The sequence below is a fragment of the Bradyrhizobium sp. 27S5 genome (assembly GCF_037217225.1).
In the GTDB taxonomy this organism is placed as follows: domain Bacteria; phylum Pseudomonadota; class Alphaproteobacteria; order Rhizobiales; family Xanthobacteraceae; genus Bradyrhizobium; species Bradyrhizobium septentrionale.
In genome coordinates this window covers 3,724,773-3,743,476 of the sequence record NZ_CP147714.1, presented here as the reverse complement: position 1 = coordinate 3,743,476, position 18,704 = coordinate 3,724,773, and the positions used below count along the sequence as shown (strand labels likewise).

The 18,704-nt window shown below is 63.8% G+C and carries 12 protein-coding genes; 5 read left to right on the top strand and 7 right to left on the bottom strand.

Annotated features, from left to right (window positions below; translation table 11 throughout):
• Positions 1 to 653: 653 nt before the first annotated feature.
• Positions 654 to 3,224 carry a calcium-binding protein gene (locus WDM24_RS17175; RefSeq protein ID WP_338831854.1) on the bottom strand — a complete coding sequence of 857 codons (2,571 nt, stop codon included), beginning with the start codon at positions 3,222 to 3,224 and terminating at the stop codon, positions 654 to 656.
• Positions 3,225 to 3,555: 331 nt separating this feature from the next.
• Complete coding sequence (locus WDM24_RS17170; RefSeq protein ID WP_338699802.1) at positions 3,556 to 4,689, bottom strand: helix-turn-helix transcriptional regulator; 1,134 nt, start codon at positions 4,687 to 4,689, stop codon at positions 3,556 to 3,558.
• A 600-nt stretch (positions 4,690 to 5,289) separates the two neighbouring features.
• On the opposite strand from WDM24_RS17170, the gene WDM24_RS17165 reads away from it, so the two are divergent.
• Positions 5,290 to 6,729, top strand: a complete 1,440-nt coding sequence (locus WDM24_RS17165; RefSeq protein ID WP_414645757.1) for an MFS transporter — start codon at positions 5,290 to 5,292, stop codon at positions 6,727 to 6,729.
• A 330-nt stretch (positions 6,730 to 7,059) separates the two neighbouring features.
• Here WDM24_RS17165 and WDM24_RS17160 read toward each other — a convergent pair whose 3' ends face one another.
• Together WDM24_RS17160 and WDM24_RS17155 are read right to left on the bottom strand one after the other, a co-directional pair.
• Positions 7,060 to 7,752 (bottom strand): RlmE family RNA methyltransferase, encoded by a 693-nt coding sequence (locus tag WDM24_RS17160; protein ID WP_338699798.1) that lies wholly within the window; start codon positions 7,750 to 7,752, stop codon positions 7,060 to 7,062.
• A 169-nt stretch (positions 7,753 to 7,921) separates the two neighbouring features.
• On the bottom strand, positions 7,922 to 8,965 hold the full coding sequence (locus WDM24_RS17155) for a Ppx/GppA phosphatase family protein (RefSeq protein WP_338699796.1): 1,044 nt from the start codon (positions 8,963 to 8,965) through the stop codon (positions 7,922 to 7,924).
• 201 nt (positions 8,966 to 9,166) lie between these two features.
• On the opposite strand from WDM24_RS17155, the gene WDM24_RS17150 reads away from it, so the two are divergent.
• Positions 9,167 to 11,539, top strand: coding sequence for a xanthine dehydrogenase family protein molybdopterin-binding subunit (locus WDM24_RS17150; protein WP_338699794.1), 2,373 nt, complete (start codon positions 9,167 to 9,169; stop codon positions 11,537 to 11,539).
• A gap of 161 nt (positions 11,540 to 11,700) precedes the next feature.
• Here the strand turns inward: WDM24_RS17150 and WDM24_RS17145 are convergent, their stop codons facing one another.
• On the bottom strand, positions 11,701 to 12,492 hold the full coding sequence (locus WDM24_RS17145; RefSeq protein ID WP_338699791.1) for a hypothetical protein: 792 nt from the start codon (positions 12,490 to 12,492) through the stop codon (positions 11,701 to 11,703).
• A gap of 136 nt (positions 12,493 to 12,628) precedes the next feature.
• On the opposite strand from WDM24_RS17145, the gene WDM24_RS17140 reads away from it, so the two are divergent.
• Both WDM24_RS17140 and WDM24_RS17135 read left to right on the top strand, forming a co-directional pair.
• Complete coding sequence (locus WDM24_RS17140; RefSeq protein ID WP_166296536.1) at positions 12,629 to 13,126, top strand: YaiI/YqxD family protein; 498 nt, start codon at positions 12,629 to 12,631, stop codon at positions 13,124 to 13,126.
• A 4-nt stretch (positions 13,127 to 13,130) separates the two neighbouring features.
• Positions 13,131 to 14,957, top strand: a complete 1,827-nt coding sequence (locus tag WDM24_RS17135; RefSeq protein WP_338831851.1) for an ABC-F family ATP-binding cassette domain-containing protein — start codon at positions 13,131 to 13,133, stop codon at positions 14,955 to 14,957.
• A gap of 218 nt (positions 14,958 to 15,175) precedes the next feature.
• On the opposite strand, the gene WDM24_RS17130 is transcribed toward WDM24_RS17135, so the two are convergent.
• The gene (locus tag WDM24_RS17130; protein WP_338829190.1) at positions 15,176 to 16,138 is read right to left on the bottom strand and encodes an IS110 family transposase; all 963 of its coding nucleotides are present in this window, start codon (positions 16,136 to 16,138) and stop codon (positions 15,176 to 15,178) included.
• Between the two features lie 336 nt (positions 16,139 to 16,474).
• Between WDM24_RS17130 and WDM24_RS17125 the strand changes: the two genes are divergently transcribed.
• Entirely contained in the window at positions 16,475 to 17,554 is a 1,080-nt protein-coding gene (locus tag WDM24_RS17125) for a D-TA family PLP-dependent enzyme (protein ID WP_338831850.1), read from the top strand.
• 194 nt (positions 17,555 to 17,748) lie between these two features.
• Here the strand turns inward: WDM24_RS17125 and WDM24_RS17120 are convergent, their stop codons facing one another.
• Positions 17,749 to 18,651 (bottom strand): LysR family transcriptional regulator, encoded by a 903-nt coding sequence (locus WDM24_RS17120; RefSeq protein ID WP_338831849.1) that lies wholly within the window; start codon positions 18,649 to 18,651, stop codon positions 17,749 to 17,751.
• Positions 18,652 to 18,704 lie beyond the last annotated feature (53 nt).

Below are 18,704 nucleotides of genomic sequence, written 5' to 3'. Positions count from 1 at the left end.
ACCGCCGCGACCGTCGGCTTGCCATGAGATGAAGCGGATTGTGTATTCGTTGTCGTCGGCTGCGGTGTCCGTGCCGTAATCTTGTCCGAAGGCTGATGCCCGGATTTGGCTTCCCTTGTCACAACCTCGGACGAGAGCTGCTGGCTGGGAGGCTTTTTCTCCACCACGAGGGACGGCGCGGCACCGACTCGCGTCGTCGTGCAGCACCCGCCGGACATGGTTCTGCCGTCTTCACTCAGCGTAGCCTGTCCCGACACTCCGTTGTCTACGGTGAAAGTGAGCGTGTTGCCAGAACACGTCCAGCTTCCACCCGGCGTACACAGCGGACATGTCGCGTGTGACCTTCCGTTTGCAAAAAACTGAGCCGGGTAAGTTTGACCTGTCGCGTTGACCCTAACGACCCAACTGCCGACGAATTTGCTTGCGCAACTGGCAGGAGGAGCTGCGCTTGCGGGAACTGCTGCGGCAAAAACAAATGCCAGAACGAGCAGAAGATCTCTCAATTTCATGGTGTGTCCCTGGGTCGCCATGGTGCGCCTTCTGCCCGCGTACATTGTCTGAGCGTGCATTCATTCGCATGTCGAACGACGGCCTGCTGGAACGCCCGCCAGGAATCATATCGTTCGACACGATCCAAACATTCGGTCGGCGAGTCAGCTAAACTTGAACATGCTCGCATCGAGTTGTCCTGGTGCTACGCCGATCAACCACGCGGCGTTGCCGGAAGCGTCGGTGACAATTGTTGTATTGATACCAGGAGAATAGAACTCCGCGGCCTGCACGTCCGCAAACGAATGCAGGGACGTACCGGCAAAGTTCACGAAATCATCCGTTCCACCGCTGTTGAAATCCTGAATCACCATCACTTCCGGCATAGTGTCGGAAATGGCGAACGTGTCGGCTCCGCCGCCGCCCCAGGCATAGTCAACCCCGCCCCCGCCGCTGATGACGTCGTTGCCGGAGCCCATCAAGAATACGTCGACGCCGCTGCCGCCGGTGACGGTGTCGCCGCCATTGGAGCCGTAGACGTAATTCTGGCCGGAGCCGCCATAGATCAGGTTGCCGTCGGTCTCTCCGGAGGAAATGAAAATGTTGAGGCCGGCGCCGCCATACATGGTGTCGACGCCGGCGCCGCCATAGAAATAGTTGGTGCCGAGGCCGCCGTAGAGATAATCGGCGCCGTCGTCGCCGAACATGACGTTGACGTCGCCGGCAACGCCGCCCGAACCAAGCAGCGTATCGGTACCGGCGCCGCCGAACAGATAGTTGAAGCCGGTACCACCATAGAGGGCGTCGTTGCCGTCCTCGCCCAACAGCACGTCGAGGCCGGCATCGCCGATCAGCGTGTCGTTTCCTGCGCCGGCATAGAAGTAGTCGTTGCCGTCACCGCCGTAGCCGAGGTCGTCGCCGGCAAGACCGACGAGCACATCGTTGCCCGCGCCGCCGTAGAACGTATCGTTGCCGGCGGTGCCATAAAGCTGATCGTTACCAACCGTACCGTTGATCGGGCCAGGTGCGCCGATCGAGACGGTCTGATCGGAAAACTTCAGTACCTCGACGTTTGACAGCGTGTCGTCGTGCCCGTTGCCCACGACATGATAGTGCCCGCTGCCGAGATCGGTAATGGTAAAGCTCGACCGCGCGAAACCGGTATAGTTCGCGGTGTCGGTGCCGGCGCCGCCGTCAATCGTGTTGGTCCCCGTCCCTGCATCGATCGTGTCGTTGCCACCACCGCCATAGAGACTGTCATTGCCGATGCCGCCACTGAGGTAGTCGTTGCCGCCACCGCCGTTCAGGGTGTCGTTGCCGCCGTTGCCATTGAGCGTATCGCCGCCGTTGCCTGCGTTGAGCACGTCCCCGCCGGCCCCGCCACTAAGGACGTTTCCACCGAGATTGTCGCCGGCGGATAAAGTCCATCTGGATCCGACTGAAGACTGCGACACATCGATGGTGTCTGCCCCCGATGAGCCAATGATCGTTGAGTTAAAATCGTCGAGATAGTCAAAATTCGATCCGATCGAACCTGGCGTCGTCAGTGTCAGCGTCCAAGCGTTATAGTCCCCACCGCCAACCGTGGTGAATGAGTTGATCTGTGCAGCCGTCGCACTGAAAGAAATGAGGTAGAGTTGGAGAGTTTCTACGCCGGTAATGGTGCTGTGACTAAGGTCTGTATTCGGACTGGTGAGGTAAAAGAAATCGTTGCCCGAACCGCCGTCGATCGTATCAAAGCCGAGGCTGCCGGGATCTATGGTGTCATCGCCGGCACCGCCATAATAGGCCCCATGGCTGCCCTGGCCGTTAAGAATGTCATTTCCGTCGCCACCATCAAGCGTGTCGCTGCCTGGTCCGCTGTTCAACGAGTCGTTGCCACTGCCACCATAAAGCCCATCGCTGCCGCCACCGCCGGTTAGCCAGTCGTTGCCGCCATTCCCTATGAGCGTGTTGCCGCCATTACCCCCGTAGATCTGGTCATCGGCGGAACCGCCGATGAGGACGTTTCCACCAAGGTTGTCACCGGAATACAGGTAAAGATGGTCATGATCCGATGCTCCCGACATGTCGATCGTATCCGCGCCAGATGATCCCGTGATCGAGCTATAGCCACCGCCGGTGGTGTATAGTGGGTCGAAGTTCGAACCGATGCTTCCCGGCGAAGTCAACGTTAGGTGGAAACCAGTATAGCTGCCTACCGAGCTAAAAGAGTTGAGCTGCGCCGCCGTAGCGCTGACATAAGGATCGAGATTATCTAGGTATAGATGTTCTACATTGGTGAACGTGCTGTTGCTGAGATCGGCATTCACGACGCTGAGCGTATCATTGCCAGCGCCCCCATCAAACGTATCGAAGCCGGCGCCGTCGAATGACATATTATCGTCGCCGTTGCCGCCGTAAAACGCGTCGTTGCCGCCGCCGCCGGCAAGCTGGTCGTTGCCATCGCCGCCATAAAGCGTGTCCGAGCCTGCTTCGCCACTGAGAGTGTCGTTACGATTCCCGCCGTACAGCACATCGTTTCCGTCGTTGCCATCCAGGCTCGAACCAAAATCGAGCACCTGGCCGTTGACCGTGATCGGCATCGAAAGGGCCGTCAGGACGTCGTTGCCTCCGGCACCGTAAATAACGCTTACAACATCGTAGGTGTCGGCGACCGGATCGTAATTAACGTTCGCAGTCAGGGTTTCGGAAGCGGAAGTGCCTGTCAAAGCGACGTACGTAATGGTGGACACGATCTTCTCCAGTATGAATTGAGAAATGAGTGAAATGAAAAAGGAGCGTCTAGTGCGAGAAATTCAGCTCCCGATATCCGGCTGTACCCACCGCTGAGCAGGACAACACCAGCGGAGCCGTCACCAGGACGACCGCAAGCTTCTTGAGAAACCGAGACATGATTGGGAAACCAAAGGGCTTCAGTCCACTGCACGCGATCGCAGGGGGATATTCCGCTGCTCCACCGCAGGGACATGACCCAAATGGGTCTAAGCGCTCATTTTTTGCGATACAATCTGTGCGATTGATTGGACCGGCGACGCCAAAAGGATGCGCCGCGATGATCCGAGATCATCGCAAGACCAGCCGACCGAGCAACGCCACAAGTTCGCTTTGCCGCGAGACGTTCAGCTTCTCAAACACCCGCTTCAGCACGTTGCGGGCCGTATCCTCGGCAATTCCGAGACGTTCCGCAGCCGTTCGCGGCGGAAGACCCGAACCGACCAGCGAAGCAACCCTGGCTTCGCCAAGCGTCAATCCCAGGATGTCACGCACGACCGCGGGGTCGGGAGGCTCGGCGGATTTTTGCTCGATAGCGAGGACGATCGCCCGAGTATGGGTCAGGACATGATTGGCTGAAAGTGCGCCGACCGTGATCGGGAGCAAGTAGATGACGAAACGTCGGTCTGTCGAGGTCGGTCCGATGAGAATGGGTCTTGGCTCGGCCAGGAGGTCGTTCGGCCCGGCGCGAAGCGTTTGCGTCATCGCGGCCTCGAATGGAGCCCGGCTCGCCGCCATGCGAACGCGTAGATGATCGTTCACGAGATCGAACACCTCGCCAACAAGACTCTTCCCGACCGGGTTGGCGAACAGCACGCGCGCCGACCAGTCCAGCGCAAACACGCCGATGCCGATCCGGGCGAGCGCGTCGCCAAGGCCGAGATTGGCAAGTTCGGTATCAAGCAGCCTGATCGACAGACGTAGAGATTTCTCCGTGTGGCGCCCGAGCGTCGCTATGAGCTCCAGTTCAGCGTCGGAGAATTGCGGCTTGGCGAAATCCCGCTGCACGCTGAGCCCGACAGCGATCCGTGGATCCGGCGACACTCCCACTGCGCCGAACCAGCCCAAGCCGTATTTCGCGAGGAATTCCTTGTTGAAGGGATGATTGAGGTAGGCATCGTCGATCGGACCAATGTGCCGATCCGTGACGGGCTCGCCGCTGAAGTAGAGGCCGGCCTGTATCGCTCGTTCGCCCTTGAAATTGTGCTGGGCCCACCGCGCCTCGAACTCGCGGGCCGCCGCTGTGAGGCCCTCGGAAACGATCACTCCGAACGTCGCATCCTCCCTTCGCCATTCGAGGATCGCCCCGGCGTCATCGAAGCAGTCGGCGATCTTGCCAAGAGCGGATGGCCAGAGCGATGGATTGGGCGCGGTGTCATAGATCGCTTCGACGGCGGCGAGGAGACGGTCGGTGGCGGCGGGCATGGGGTCCGATCGATCGGGGGAACTCATTCAGATTACATGAGATTTGCCACCCAACAACGTCTGATTGTGCCTGCCTCGATGTTTGGAAATATTTAGAAACAAATCGAACAGGCGTTTCAGCGCGAGCCGGCACTCATCGGTAATCGAAAGTTCCAGTTTGAAAAGGTGCGGCATGACGCGGAAATCGATCATGCATCGGAAGACCTTCTTGCCGGCGGTCGCGCGCAGCTGAACCAATCCCGGACGACTTCGGAAAAGCGATGACCTCTCTGCTGCGCGCATTTAATGGGAGCTGACCGATAGCCGCGACCACGTTGCAGCACTCTTGAAGCGGGTGCAGCCGATTCGCTCGTTTGATCCGACCAAATCGGCAACGCGCGGAAGCTGCTGCAAGGCACGGCGGCCGGATCGAGCCAGAGGGATTACGCGACGGGATCATTGGTGGATTGCGATCTAAAACGCTCCTCGGATATTCCCCGGATTAGGGTGCAAATCGCTGCCATTCTGTGCCAAGTCTAACGGCCCCGGAAGTTCCACGAATCGACCAAGCCCTTGAAAAATCAGCGTATCATTCCACTGATCGTCGCTAGCGCCCTGTTCATGGAGAACATGGATTCGACGGTTATCGCGACCTCGCTGCCGGCGATCGCCGCCGATATCGGCACCAGCCCGCTGACGCTGAAGCTCGCGATCACGTCCTATCTGCTGTCGCTCGCGGTGTTCATCCCGGCGAGCGGCTGGACCGCGGACCGTTTCGGCGCCCGCATCGTGTTTGCCGGCGCGGTCGCCGTGTTCATGCTGGGCTCGATCGGCTGCGCGCTGTCCTCCTCGGTGACCGATTTCGTGTTCGCCCGCATCCTGCAGGGCCTCGGCGGGGCGATGATGACCCCGGTCGGACGGCTGGTGCTGCTGCGCTCGGTCGACAAGAGCGCGCTGGTCAACGCGATGGCCTGGGTGACGGTCCCGGCGCTGATCGGGCCGGTGATCGGGCCACCGCTCGGCGGCTTCATCACCACCTATTTCTCCTGGCACTGGATCTTCCTGATCAACATTCCGATCGGACTGCTCGGCATCTTCCTGGCGCTGAAATATATCGACCCGATCAAGAGCGAAGACCCCGAGCGCTTCGATCTCGTGGGGTTGGTGCTGGCCGGCATCGGGCTTGCCGGCATCGCCTTCGGGCTTTCGGTCGCCGGCCTCAATCTGCTGCCGTGGCCGATCGTCGCCGCACTGGTCGGGGTCGGCACGGTGTCGATGACGCTCTACGTCATCCACGCCCGGCGCACCGGTTCGCCGGTGCTCGATTTCGGCCTGCTGCGGCTGCCGACGATGCGCGCGTCGATCATCGGCGGCTTGATGTTCCGGCTCGGCATCGGCGCGCTGCCGTTCCTGCTGCCGCTTCTGATGCAGGTCGGCTTCGGCCTGTCGCCGTTCCAGTCCGGCCTCGTGACCTTTGCCTCCGCGGTCGGCGCCATGGGCATGAAGACGCTGGCCGCGCGCATCATCCGCGCCTTCGGCTTCCGCAACATGATGACCGTCAACGCCGTGGTCAGCTCCGCTTTCCTGGCCGCCTGCGCCCTGTTCACGATCTCGACGCCGCTGATGCTGATCTTCACCATTTTGGTGGTCGGCGGCTTCTTCCGCTCGCTGCAATTCACCGCGATCAACACCGTGGCCTATGCCGAGGTCGAGGCGCCGCAGATGAGCCGCGCCACCACCCTCGTCAGCGTCAACCAGCAGCTCGCGGTGTCCGCGGGCGTCGCAGTCGGCGCGTTCTCGGTTGAAACCACGCTGGCGCTGCACCATGCGACCGAGCTGTCCGCCGACGTGTTCGCGCCGGCCTTCATCGTGGTGTCGCTGATCTCGGCGGCGTCGGCCTGGTTCTTCTGGCAGATGCCGGTTGACGCCGGCAACGAAATCGCCGGACGCAAGGCGATCGACATCTCCAGCCGCAAGGGCGCAGAGAAGCGCGCCGCCACCGAAGCCGTCAAGGTCGCGACCGAGGATACGCAGAACGCGCGGGATCAGCGGCTCGGCTAGTCGAGCGAACGAGCCGTTCCCGAGGCACGGACGCTGCAGGCCGCCGTCCGATCACGGCCAGGCCCTTAGGGGGGGCCGGTCGTTCCGGCTGGCTGTCTTCGATCCGGACGTTCAATAAGTTCGTATGTGGGAACGTGGGTCGTTTCCAGCCACGATTCCAGCGCAGCTCCGCAGACCGTGCAGATCGCGTCACCCGTATGCGGCACCAAGAACTTCTCCTCAGTGCGTCTGTACTCGGCGCCGCAATTGCATTGAACAATGGTCGCCATGTGAGAGATATGCGCCTGCGATACCCGATTTTCCAGTCCTGCAAGAAACGGCCTCAGTGCCTCACAATGACGGCTGCTGCTGCCCGCGAAACCCCGTCGCCAGCACATAGCGCTCGGACGAATCCTGCCGGCTGGCGGACGGCTTGACGTGGCGGACGCTGGCGAAATCGCGCTTCAGCTGCGCCACCAGCTCGGCGTCGGCGCCGCTCTGAAACACCTTTGCCAGGAAGGTGCCGCCGGGATTGAGCACTTCGCCGGCAAAATGCGCGGCGGTCTCGACCAGGCCGATGATGCGCAGCTGATCGGTCTTGCGGTGGCCCGTGGTATTGGCGGCCATGTCGGACATCACGAAATCGGCGCGGCCGCCCATCATCGCGATCAGCTTCGCCGGCGCGTCATGGTCGAGGAAATCGAGCTGCGCGAAGGTGACGCCGGGGATCTCACCCATCTCCAAGAGATCGATCGCAATCACCTTGCCCTTGCCGTCGGCCGCGCCGGTGCGCTTGGCCGCGATCTGGCTCCAGCCGCCCGGCGCAGCGCCGAGGTCGACCACCGTCATGCCCGGCTTGAGCAGGCGATATTTGTCGTCGATCTCGAGCAGCTTGAAGGCCGCGCGCGAGCGGTAGCCCATCGCCTTGGCCTTGGCGACATAGGGATCGTTGAGCTGGCGCTCGAGCCAGAGTTTTGACGACAGCTTTCGCTTGCCGCCGCTCTTGACCGTGACGTGCAGCCGCCCGGTGGTGTCTTTCGCCATTTCATTTTCTCTTCTCCCTCGCCCCGCTCTTGCGGGGAGAGGGTTGGGGTGAGGGGCTGCCTCGGCAATGAAGGTGAGAGATGCGCCCGTGGAGAGTCCCCCTCACCCGGATCGCATCTGCGATGCGATCCGGCCTCTCCCCGCAAGCGGGGCGAGGCAAGGAAGGCATCTAGCACGCCCGCAGCGCGCCGTCCTCGCGCATCATCTCGACCAGCATGCCCTCGCGCAGGCCGCGATCGGCGACACGGAGCCGCGGCGTCGGGAATGCGTTGCGGATCGCGTCGAGGATCGCGCAGCCGGCGAGCACCAGATCGGCCCGCTCGACGCTGATGCAGCTGTTGCTGACGCGCGCCTCATAGCTCATGCCGAGCAGCTTCTGGATCGTCGCCGTGACGTCGCCATCGTTCATCCAGATGCCGTCGATGCGGCGGCGGTCGTAGCGCGACAAATTGAGGAACACGCCGGCGAGCGTGGTCACGGTGCCCGAGGTGCCGAGCATGTGCATGTCGCGCAGGTCCTTGCCGTGCTCGGCCGCGAACGGCGCGACGTGGCGCGCGACCTCGTCGATCATCTGGGCATACAAATCCCGCGTGACGTTCTTGCCGCCGAAATGCTCGGCCAGCGTGACGACGCCGAGCGGGATCGACATCCACGCCTTGATGCGCGGCGGCGTATTGGGCGCGTCGGGATCGCGCTCGATCCGCACCAGCTCGGTCGAGCCGCCGCCGATGTCGAACAGGATGGCGCCGCGCCCCTTCGGGTCGAGCAGCGGCGAGCACCCGATCACGGCGAGCGTCGCCTCGGTCTCGCGATCAATCACCTCGAGCTTGATGCCGGTCTCGGCCGCAACGCGCGCGCGAAAACTCTCGGCGTTGCCGGCGGCGCGGCAGGCCTCGGTGGCGATCAGCCGCAGCCGGCGGGCCTTGCGATAGCGGATCTTGTCGCTGCAAATGGCGAGCGCGGCAATCGCACGCTCGATCGCCGCCTCGCTGAGCGAGCCGGTGGCGGCGATGCCCTCGCCGAGCCGGATGATCCGCGAAAAGGAATCGACCACGCGGAACCCGTCGCCGGTGGGACAGGCGATCAGGAGCCGGCAATTGTTGGTGCCAAGATCGAGCGCGGCGTAGACGCCGGTCTCCGGTCCTGCCGCAACCAAGCCTGACGGGGCTTCGCCGGCCCGAGGACCGTCACAAAGCCGCACATGGTCATTCATCAAAATACTGTCTTTCCGCAGGGCCCTTGGGGCCCGCCGAAGAATTACTGTTCACGGAAACTTTAGCAGCGCCAAGGGCCTGCGCAAACTCCGTTCACATTGGGTCCATGCCTAATCGGGCGTTGTCGTTAAGGGGGGTGTGCGTTATCTCCTCAACGCCCGCCAAATCCCCCTAAATCCGGGCTTTTCAGGTCATTTCCGATGCAAGATCATACGTCGCCCGCCTCCCTCGAAAACGCTATCGCACTGCAAAAATACGGTGTCGGACAGCCGGTTCGACGAAAGGAGGACGACACCCTGGTGCGCGGCAAGGGCAAATACACCGATGATTTCTCCCTGCCCGGCCAAGCCATTTGCTGGATGGTTCGTTCCTCCCATGCCCACGGAATCATCAAGGGGATCGATACGGCGACCGCCAAGGCGATGCCGGGCGTGCTCGGGGTGTGGACCGGGACCGATCTGGCGGCCGCGGGCTACAACCCCTTCACCTGCGGCCTGCCGCTGAAGAACCGCGACGGCTCGCCGCTCAAGCAGACCAACCGCCCTGCGCTGGTCACCGACAAGGTGCGCTTCGTCGGCGATCCCGTGGCCTTCGTGGTCGCGGAGACCGCGGCACAGGCGCGCGACGCGGCCGAGGCCGTCGAGGTCGACATCGAGCCGCTGCCGGCCGTGACCGACGCGGCCGAAGCGTCCAGGCCCGGCGCGCCGCAGCTCTATGACAACATCCCGAACAATGTCGCGCTCGACTACCACTATGGCGACACCGCCAGGATCGAGGCCGCCTTCGCCAGCGCCGCGCATGTCACAAAGCTCGACATCGTCAACACCCGCGTCGCCGTGGTCTCGATGGAGCCGCGCGTCGCGCTCGCGCATTACGACAAGAAGACCGAGCGCTTCACGCTGCAGGTGCCGACCCAGGGCGTCTCCGGCAACAAGGCCGGGTTTGCAAAGATCCTCAACGTGACTGCCGACAAGGTTCGTATTCTCACTGCCAATGTCGGCGGCTCGTTCGGGATGAAGAACATGAACTATCCCGAATACACCTGCATCGCGCATGCAGCGCGCGAGCTCGGCCGCCCGGTGAAGTGGCTGGACGAGCGCTCGACCAGCTTCCTCTCCGACAGCCAGGGCCGCGCGCAGCTGATCCATGCCGAGCTCGCGCTCGATGCCGACGGCAAGTTCCTCGCGGTGCGGCTGTCCGGCTACGGCAATCTCGGCGCCTACATCACCGGCGTCGCGCCGGGCCCGCTGTCGCTCAACACCGGCAAGAACCTCGCCAGCGTCTATCGCACGCCGCTGCTCGGCGTCGACATCAAGACGGTTTTGACAAACACCACGCTGATGGGCGCCTATCGCGGCGCCGGCCGGCCCGAGGCCAATTACTACATGGAGCGGCTGATCGATGCCGCCGCCGACGAGATGGGCATCAACCGCTTCACCTTGCGCAAGCGCAATTTCATCAAGCCGTCGCAGCTGCCGTTCCCGGCCGCCTCCGGCGTCACCTATGACAGCGGCGATTTCGCCGGCGTGTTCCAGAAGGCGCTGGAGATCTCCGACTACGACAATTTTACCAGGCGCAAGAAGGAGAGCAGGAAGAGCGGCAGACTGCGCGGCATCGCCGTCGGCTCCTATCTCGAGGTGACCGCGCCGCCGAGCGGCGAGCTCGGCAAGATCACCTTCGAGCCTGATGGTTCAGTGAAGCTCACCACCGGCACGCTCGACTACGGCCAGGGCCACGCCACGCCGTTCGCGCAGGTGCTGTCCGAGCAGCTCGGCGTTCCCTTCGAGAAGATCACGCTCGAACAGGGCGACAGCGATCTGGTCCGCTTCGGCAACGGCACCGGCGGCTCGCGCTCGATCACCGCGACCGGACAGGCGATCGTCGAGGCCTCGGCGCTCGTCGTCGAGAAGGGCAAGAAGGCCGCCGCGCACATGCTGGAGGCATCTGAAGCCGACATTGAGTTCGGCCAGGGCCGCTTCACCATCGCCGGCACCGACCGCTCGATCGGCATCATGGAGCTCGCCGAGCGGATGCGCGGAGCCAAGATGCCGGAGGGCACGCCGGAGACGCTCGACGTCGATCACGCCACCAAGGAGACGGCATCGACCTTTCCGAACGGCTGCCACGTCGCCGAGGTCGAGATCGACCCCGATACCGGTGTGGTCAGGATCGTGCGCTACTCCGCGGTCAACGATTTCGGCACCGTGGTCAATCCGATGATCGTCGCGGGACAGCTGCATGGCGGCGTCGCGCAGGGCATCGGCCAGGCGCTGATGGAGGAAGTCAGCTACGACGGCTCGGGCCAGCCGATCACCGGCTCGTTCATGGACTACGCGCTGCCGCGCGCCGGCGACGTGCCGTCGATGCAGGTCGGCGATCACCCCTCGCCGGCCAAATCCAACCCGCTAGGCACCAAGGGCTGCGGCGAAGCCGGTTGCGCCGGCAGCCTCGTCTGCATCGTCAACGCCGTGGTCGACGCGCTGTCGGAGTACGACATCAAGCACATCAACATGCCGCTGACGCCCGAGCGCGTCTGGCGCGCGATCCAGGATGCCAAGGCGAAGGCGGCGTAAGGCACGACTTCACCATCACACACCACTGTCATCGCCCGCGAAAGCGGGTGATCCAGTATTCCAGAGACAGCAGTTGTTGAGCCGAGACGCCGCGGTGTACTGGATACCCCGCATGCGCGGGGTATGACACCTGTTGGTGCGGGACGGGTTTTGCTCCTTCTCTAAGCCGCGGCCTGCTCGCGCGGCTGGGTGATCGCGATGTGCCAGCAATGCGCGAGCGGCGTGCCGTTGCCGAGCACCAGCGCATCGAGCTCGACGAAGCGATGCCCCTTCTTGTCGTAATTGCCGGTGACCTTGGCGCGCGCCGTCAGCTCGTCGCCGATCTTTCCCGCCGACAACAGCTGCATGCGGGTGCCGACATGGATCCAGGGCCCGAGGACCGCATTGTCGACCAGAACCTTGTTCATCACCCGCGGCAAGAGGCCCGGATGGCCTAGACCCTCGCGCAAATAGATCGGGTCGGTCTCCCTGATATCGGCAAGATACTCCTTGGCGGCGTCGCCGGACCAGTCGCGCGGGATGCTGCCGAGCCAATTGCCCTCTTGATAGGACGACGCGCTGACCGGCTTGCGCTCGGCGACCGCAGCGACCTGCTTGTAATTGTCGAGCACAAATTTCGGCACTGATGCCGGCAGCGATGCGGTGCCGGTGGCGCAGAGCTCGCCGCGGCTGAAGAGCTCGATCGTGAGCCCATTGCCGGTCTCTCGCCCGGTCAATTCCGCGATCTCGCCGTCATAGACCGGCTTCACGAAGCGCGCCTCGATCAGGCCGCGTTCGAGGAAATCGCGGCCCCATTTCTCGACCGGCAGGTGCATCATGTAGGCCATCACATCGACGCCCGGCACCAGCCCGCCCGAAAAGCCGAACTTCCGCGCCACCGTGTCGTCGTGGATCTTGTTCTCAGACAGTTTCGAGGTGTTGTAGGCCGAGACGCGGTAGGTCTGCGAGTCCATGGGGTTTTCCCTTATTTCCGTTGTTTTTCTGGTGACAATGGTAGTCGAACAAGGAGGCGTGGCAAGCCTCTCGTTTTGCTCGCAATTTTCCGCACCATGGAGTACACGCAGGCCGCGCCTGCCAACCATTGAATCGATGACTGAAACCCCTGCTCCCACCCGCATCTATGTCGACGCCGACGCCTGCCCGGTGAAGGACGAGATCTATCGCGTCGCGATCCGGCTCGGCGTGCCCGTCAGCGTGGTCGCGGGCAATTTCATCCGCGTGCCGCAGGATCCCCTGATCGAGCGCGTCGCCGCCGGTTCCGGCATGGACGCCGCCGACGACTGGATCGCGGAACGCGCGCATGAGGGCGACGTCGTGATCACCGCGGACATTCCGCTGGCGAGCCGCTGCGTCAAGGCCGGCGCCGACGTGATCGCGCCGAACGGCAAGCCGTTCACCGAACAGTCGATCGGCATGACACTCGCGGTGCGCAATTTGATGACCGATCTGCGCTCGTCGGGCGAGATCACCGGCGGGCCGAAATCCTACTCGCCGCGCGACCGCTCGACGTTCCTCGCGACGCTCGACCAGACCATCCGCCGCATCCTGCGCCGCCGCGCTGAGCAGGCGGCGGCGAACGGGGGTTAGCGCGATGGCCCCACCGCTGATCCAGCTCAAGGACATCAGCCTGACTTTTGGCGGCACGCCGCTGTTGACCGGCGTCGAGCTGTCGGTCTCCGCAGGCGAGCGCGTCGGTCTGATCGGCCGCAACGGCTCCGGCAAGTCGACGCTGTTGCGGATCGCGGCCGGCCTGGTCGAGCCGGACTCCGGCAGCCGTTTCGTGCAGCCCGGCGCCACCATCCGCTATCTGCCGCAGGAGCCTGATTTCGGCGACCACAAGACGACGCTATCCTATGTCGAAGCCGGCCTTGGCCCCGGCGACGACCATTACCAGGCGCGCTATCTGCTCGAGCAGCTCGGCCTCACCGGCGAGGAAGACCCGGCGCATGTCTCCGGCGGCGAGGCGCGCCGCGCGGCGCTGGCGCGGGTGCTGGCGCCCTCGCCCGACATCCTGCTGCTGGACGAGCCGACCAACCATCTCGACCTGCCGACCATCGAATGGCTGGAGGGCGAGCTCGAAAGCCGGCGCTGCGCTCTGGTCCTGATCAGCCACGACCGCCGCTTCCTCACTAACCTCTCGCGCAGCACGGCCTGGCTCGACCGCGGCCAGATCCGGCAGATCGACCGCGGCTTTGGCGCGTTCGAGGCGTGGCGCGACGAGGTGCTGGAGGAAGAAGAGCGCGACCAGCACAAGCTCGACCGCAAAATCGTCAACGAAGAGCACTGGCTACGCCACGGCGTTTCCGGCCGCCGCAAGCGCAACGTCAAGCGGCTCGGCAATCTGTTTGCGCTGCGCGACCAGCGCCGCAACTATCGCGGCGCCACCGGCAATGCCACGCTCGCCGCTGCCGAGGCCGACAAATCCGGCCGTCTGGTGATCGAGGCGAAGAACATCGTGAAGGCTTTTGGCGAGCGCATCATCGTCGACGGCTTCTCGACCCGGATCCAGCGCGGCGACCGGCTCGGCATCGTCGGCCCGAACGGCGCCGGCAAGACCACGCTGGTGCATCTTCTGATCGGCAACGATCCGCCGGATTCCGGCTCGGTGCGGCTGGGGGCCAATATCGAGATGGCGACGCTCGACCAGCATCGCGAAAGCCTCGATCCGAAGCTGACGCTGGCCGAAGCCCTGACCGGCGGCCGCGGCGACCATGTCATGGTCGGCGACAAGTCGAAGCACGTCATCGGCTACATGAAGGACTTTCTGTTCGCGCAGGAGCAGCGCGGCACGCCGCTCGAAGCCCTCTCCGGCGGCGAGCGCGGCCGGCTGATGCTGGCCCGCGCACTGGCCAAGCTGTCGAACCTGCTCATTCTGGACGAGCCGACCAACGACCTCGATCTCGAAACCCTCGACGTGCTCGAGGAGATGCTCGGCGACTACGACGGCACGGTGATCCTGATCAGCCATGACCGCGACTTCCTCGATCGCGTGGTGACGTCGGTGATCTTGCCCGAAGGCCAGGGCCGCTGGATCGAATATGCCGGCGGCTATTCTGATATGCTGGCGCAGCGCGGCGCCGACGTGAAGCGCGAGACCGTGAAGGCAGACGCCGCGGTCGAGGAGAAAAAGGAAGCCAAGGTTGCGGTGACCGCCGCGGCGCCCGAAGCGGCACCCAGGCGCCGGCTGAGCTTCAACGAGAAGCACGCGCTGGAAACCTTGCCGAAGACGATCGACAAGCTGCACGCCGAAATCGCCAAACAGCAGAAGCTGCTCGACGATCCCGACCTCTACAGCAAGGATCGCAAGAAGTTCGACGCCGCATCGGCCGCGATCGCCAAGGCGCAGGACGAGCTCGCCACAGCCGAGGACCGCTGGCTCGAACTCGAAGTGCTGCGCGAAGAGATCGAACAGGCGTGACGCGTAGCAACCATTAGCTCTTTCGGTTGTGTGCGATTGAATTGTCCGATCGCCGTTGATGCTGACGCCGTGCTCGCGGCCATCAAGGCGTGGCCTGTTGAGGGTGAGGATGTGGTGGCATTTGAGCGACGGCCATCCTTGACGGCCGCTGTGCGCGACGTCCTGGTGACGGCAGGTCGGGACGAAGAAACGGCGCCCCGGTCGAACAAAGAAACGCTTCAGGCTGCTGGAACAGCTGACATGTCAGCTTGCCAAGGGGTGCCTCGGGCCACTACGGCGTTGATGAAGACGAGCAGCTTCCTGGCGCAGGCGATTAGCGCGCGCTTGTGACCCTTACCGGCGGCGATCAGTCGCTTGTAAAGGGCGATGAGCTGCGGATTCCAGCGGAACGACGCCGCCAGCGCTGCAGCATAGAGCGCCTCTCGCAGGCGCTTGCGTCCACCGATGATGTGACGAGCGCCAATATGCTCTCCGCTGTCGTCATCATAAGGCGCAAGGCCCGCAAGAGCTGCGGCCTGCTCGCGGCTGATTTGGCCGATCTCCGGCATGCGCACCAGAATGGCGACCGCAGTCGGCAGCCCGGCCCCGCCGACGCTGTAGATCAGATCGAGCCGGGCAGCGAGATCGTGATGTTCGCGGATCGCTGCCACCAAAGCCTTGAACTCGACGCGTTCGCGCTTGGCCAGGCGGACGATATCTTCCTTCCAGAGCTTTTGGATACGCGCATCGCGACAGCTCTCGAGCCGGTTCTTGAACCGCGTGATATCCTCTCCGATCTGATCGATCAGTGTCAGCTGCCCGGCCAAGGGCGATAATCTTGCGTCAGGGGCCGGGTGGATCTTGTTGACCGCAGCGGCGCAGGCGGCGATCAGAGCCGCGTCGATCCGATCGTTCTTGGCACGTTGCCCGCGGTATTTGGCATAGGCACGCACTTGCGCCGGCTGGAACACCACGACGACAAACCGCATGCGCCGTAACTCGGCGACGACGGCTTGCTCATAGCCACCGCTCGCCTCGATCCCAACCCGCTTGACCTTGCGCCGCCCAAGCCACTCCAGCAGCGCCTTGTGACCTTCTGCCGTGTTCTCCACCTGCAGCTGCTCCGAGTTGCCGTCGAGCGCCACGTCGAGCTTGCGCTTGCCGGTATCGATCCCGGCACAGATTGTGGTACGCTTGGCCATCTTCCTCGACCCTCCCTTGTGATGCGAACCTAAAGTTCGTTCAACCATGCGGGTCCCGATGAAGTGCCGATCGCGATCTTGCTACGAACGACAGCCCTCAAGGCTTCGATGGGTAACGATCCGATCGATCAGCGGCCCAGCCCGGGCGGCTACCCGAGCTGGGCCATTCCTCACGGAACGAGGCCAGTCTAACCCAGCGCGCTAATACAAGGATGGGTGGAGCGCAGCGATACCCATCACCTATCTTCCGCGCGGAAGCATGATGGGTTTCGCTGCGCTCTACCCATCCTACCAGGCTCCTCGCAATGACGAGAACGCTGAACTGGAGTTGACCCGATGACCACGCCCCTCGCCGCCAAGATCGCCAAGGACTACGGCACGCCCTGCGCCGTGATCGACATGGACCGGGTCGAGCGCAACATCGCGCGCATCCAGGCCGCGTGCGATCAGGCCGGCGTCGCCAACCGGCCGCACATCAAGACCCACAAGAACCCGACGCTGGCGCAGCTGCAGATCAAGGCCGGCGCGAAGGGCATCACCTGCCAGAAGCTCGGCGAGGCCGAGATCATGGCGGAGGCCGGTATCGACGACATCCTGATCAGCTACAATCTACTCGGCGACGAGAAGATGGCGCGGCTCGGCGCGCTGCAAGGCAAGGCCAACGTCACCGTTGCGGCGGACAATTCGGTCGTGGTCGGCGACCTGCCGAAGGCGGCAGCCGCCTCCGGCCGCCCGCTCTCCGTCGTGGTCGAGTGCGACACCGGGCGCAAGCGCGCCGGCGTCGAGACCCCGGCCGAGGCGATCGCGCTGGCGCGCGAGATCGCCGCTTCAAAGGGCTTGAGCTTTGCGGGCTTCATGCTGTACCCGACCGAGACCGGCTGGGCGGATGCGCAGAAATTCTACGACGAGGCGCTGGCCGGCGTCCGCGCCCACGGCCTCGACGCGACAATCGTCTCCACCGGCGGCACGCCGAACCTGGTCAATCTCGGCAAGCTGAAAGGCGGCACCGAGCACCGCTTCGGCACCTATATCTACAACGACCGCATGCAGGTCGCGGCCGGCGTCGCCACCTGGGACGACTGCGCGCTGCATATCTATTCGACCGTCGTCAGCCGCGCCGGCCCCGAGCGCGGCATCCTCGATGCCGGCTCCAAGACGCTGACCTCGGACACCGGCGGGCTGGAAGGCCACGGCCTGATCCTCGAACATCCCGAGGCCAAGATCGCGCGCTTCGCCGAGGAGCACGGCTTCCTCGACCTCTCCCGCAGCAACACGCGCCCGAACGTGGGCGACGTCGTGCGGATCGTGCCGAACCATGTCTGCGTCGTCGTCAACATAATGGACGAGGTCGTGATGGTGCGCGGCGACGAAATCATCGGCACGCTGCCGGTCGCGGCAAGAGGCAAGCTGCGCTGACTGAGAGCCCGCGCATCCTTCGAGGCTCCCTTAGCGGCGCTATCGCGCCGCTAAGCTCGCACCTCAGGATGACGCTCTCTCTGAGCCGTCACACCCGCGCAACGGCGAAGTCGTTGTCGCTGGAGGTGCCGTAGCGCAGCGGAGGCCTCGAAGTGCGACGGCGGGACGAACGGCGCCAGGGAAGTCGCGTTACCCTACCCTCGGATCAGCGCCTGCAGTTCGCGGTCGAGCGCCGCGCGAAACACCTCGATCGGCCGCTCCAGCCGGCCGGCGGGTGGGCGATGCACGATCCAGGCGCGGACCGCGGGATTGAAGTCCGCGATCTTCACGGTCTTGAGCCGGCTCCTGAACGCGCTGCGCTTCAGCGCCACCGGCGTGACGAGGCCAATGCCGAGGCCGCGCGCCACCAGCGACAGGCGCAGCTCGCTGTCGAGCGCCTCGACCGCGATGGTGAACGGCAGATGCGCCGCATCGAAATGGCGCTTCAATGTCTGACGGAAGCCGCAGCCATCCTGGTTGATCACCCATCCGACCCGCGACAGCCATTCGAGGTCGACGAATTTCGGCGTCTTCATCTCGCGCGCGACGACGAAGACCACCGGCTGCGCGCCGAGATCGGAGGCCACGAGATCATCGGGCGGCGCGGTGCCGTCAGGCAGGCAGATCGCGGCGGCGTCGAGCTCGTTGCGGCTGACCCGCTCCATGTGATTGGGCGACCAGCCCGAGACGACGCGCACCACGAGCGCCGGAAATTCGCCGCGCACCGCATCGAGCGGTCCGGTCAGCCCCGCCTCCGACAAAAACGGCGTCAGGCCGAGCCTGAACTCGCCGCGCACCACGCCGTCATTGGCGACGCCCGACTTGAGGTCCTCGAGCATGCGCAGCACGCGGCGGCCCTGCTCATAGGCTTCGACCCCCGCGGCCGTAGGCTTCAGCGGCTTCGACAACCGGTCCAGGAGCTGCGCGCCGAGCATCTCCTCGAGATTCTGGATCCGCCGCGTCACGCCGGGCTGGGTCAGATTCAGCCGCGCCGACGCCGCGACGATCGATCCGGTCTCCACCACGGCGACGAACGCCACAAGGTCATGCGTGTTCATAACAATCTCGCATATTCATCATCACTTTATTTGAATTGTAGCATATTAGCCCG